2 protein-coding genes are annotated in these 2296 nt (G+C 38.4%); both read left to right on the top strand.

Going from position 1 to position 2296, the window contains the following annotated elements; translation table 11 throughout:
- Window positions 1-74: 74 nt before the first annotated feature.
- On the top strand, window positions 75-347 hold the full coding sequence (locus AC4GME_RS06360) for a hypothetical protein (protein WP_490379148.1): 273 nt from the start codon (window positions 75-77) through the stop codon (window positions 345-347).
- Entirely contained in the window at window positions 347-2032 is a 1686-nt protein-coding gene (locus tag AC4GME_RS06355; RefSeq protein WP_490377229.1) for a BatD family protein, read from the top strand. The genes AC4GME_RS06360 and AC4GME_RS06355 overlap by 1 nt, the downstream gene beginning before the upstream one ends.
- Window positions 2033-2296: the final 264 nt, after the last annotated feature.

The raw sequence follows: 2296 nt of genomic DNA, 5'->3' as shown, positions 1-2296 counted from the left end.
GGTAGCAGTAGCAGCAGCAGTAATTGGCGGAGTTTCGGCGCACCAGTCAAGCCAAGCCGCAAGAGCAGCCGCAAATGAACAGTCTGAGGCAGCAAAACGAGCAGCAGCAAAACGAGCAACAAAAAGCTGAGCAACAAGAACAATCTGAAGAATCACAGCAAGATCAACAGATTGCTGAGTTCCAAGAAGCTAAGCAAGTAAACCAAGAGTTAGAAGATTTACCTAACTGGTTAAAAAATATGCCTGATGATCCCTCTTTATTACTACGTAATAAAATGCGTCTTGAATATCAGAAAAGAGCACAATCACAACCTGTTAAGCAACAAAATAGCGGAGATATTTGGTAATGCGAATTAAACTTTCAATTGTTACAGCCCTGTTTTTATCACTGTTTTTGCAGCAAAGTGCTTTGGCTACACCACAAGTGCAAACATCTGTTAGTGATAATTCTGTTTTTTTGGGTGATCTGTTCACATTAACTATCGATCTTAATGATAGCGATTCAGACTATCAATTAGATACAAGACCGTTAGAGAAAGACTTTACTGTTTATCGCCCTTCACAAAGTCGTAGCAGCACATATATTAATGGTGAATTTAATGAACTGACGAAATGGCAAATCACCTTACAGGCGAAAAAAGTCGGCGAATTAACCATTCCGGCTTTAAAAATTGGCACTCTGACAACTGAAAGCATCAAAATATCAGTAAAAGAGGCGCCTGAACAGGCAACGAAAGCTCAAGACAATCTTATTTTTATGGAAAATAGCCTTAATAAAAACAGCGTTTATCTAGGTCAACAACTTATCTTTACCACCAAGATATTCATTTCAGAAAACACTAATGAATTAGATCTGATTGCCCCCTATTTAGAGGGAGGCGATATTTCGGTTTACGGAAAAGATAAAAACGGACAAACAATCCGTAATGGTATCCGCTATAAAACAATTACACGCCAGTTCCAAATTAATGCAACACAAGCGGGCCTATTTACCATAAAATCACCGCTGTTAACGGGTAATTTACGCAAAATAGTGAAGATAAGTGAATGGCAAAATCGCGTCATTGCCGATCCGATCAATATTCGCGGCGACAGTCTACAAGTCGAGATAAAAGCAAAACCTGAAAACTATCAAGGTGAATGGTTAATCAGCGAAGATGTGCGTCTGATTGAAGATCCGGCATTAAACCAGCAAAGTTATCATGTTGGCGAGCCAATCACCCGTAGCATCACGCTGCAAGTTGCTTCAGTCAATAAAGATAAACTGCCCAATATCAAGTTTAACTATCCGAAAAAATTACGCTTTTATCCGGATCAAGATGAATTAAAAGAGGGACAAGCAAACGCTTTGATTTATGCGGTGCGCACTGTTCGTCATGCGATTATTGCCGATCAAGTGGGGGAACTTACCCTGCCGGAAATTAAACTAGCTTGGTGGAATAGCCAAACAGATAAACAGGAATTTGCAGTTTTACCCGCGCAAACACTGACCATTTTAGCCGCAGAAAAAGAGCAAACAGAAGTTGCAGTAAGCAACTTTGCAACGCCTAGCAGCGATAAAGAACAAACAACAAACATAATTGTTGATAACGAATCCCTAATATATTGGCAGATTGCCACCGCCATCCTGTTATTTGCGCTGTTAATGTTGATTTTTTATCACCTCTCTTATCGACGCCAGCAAACAGCTAACAGAGCAAAAAACATTAAGATCACTCAGCCATTAAATCAGGCTTATTTAACCCTGCAAGCGGTATTAAAAAAAGATGATGTTGCGCTAATTTATCAGGCATTATTAAACTATGCACAAAATGAATTTCCAGCACTAAAAAGCCTTTCGCAGTTAGCTGATTACCTGAGTTTAGATATACAAGATAAAAAACAACTCTTGTCTGAAATCAAAGCATTAGAAAATGCATGTTCGGCCCCGTCAGTAACTTGGAACTCAACACAACTGACAATGTTAATAAAAAAATATTACCAACAAAAAACAGATAATCCGGGCAAGAATATAATGAATTTGAATCCTTAAGTACAAATAAGCAGCAAGCTGTGCGCAATTAACCGTCTGTATAGTGAGTGAGGATTAATATTTCAATGGCAAAATGAAGCGCATCATTTTTTTGATAACCCGCAGCTTAAAATGGTCTTTAAATCAGATTTATTCGCACTAAAAATAGCTTCATAAAAAAGGTTAACGCGCTGTATGCGTTAACCTTTTTAGACAAAGTAAATAGGCTTCAGTTAATCAGTTAATCCGTTAATCCGTTAATCCGTTAATCCGTTAATCCGTTAA

Source organism: Psychromonas sp. (assembly GCF_983033635.1).
The sequence above is the reverse complement of the archived record's forward strand: the minus strand, read 5'-3'. Positions and strand labels throughout refer to the sequence as shown.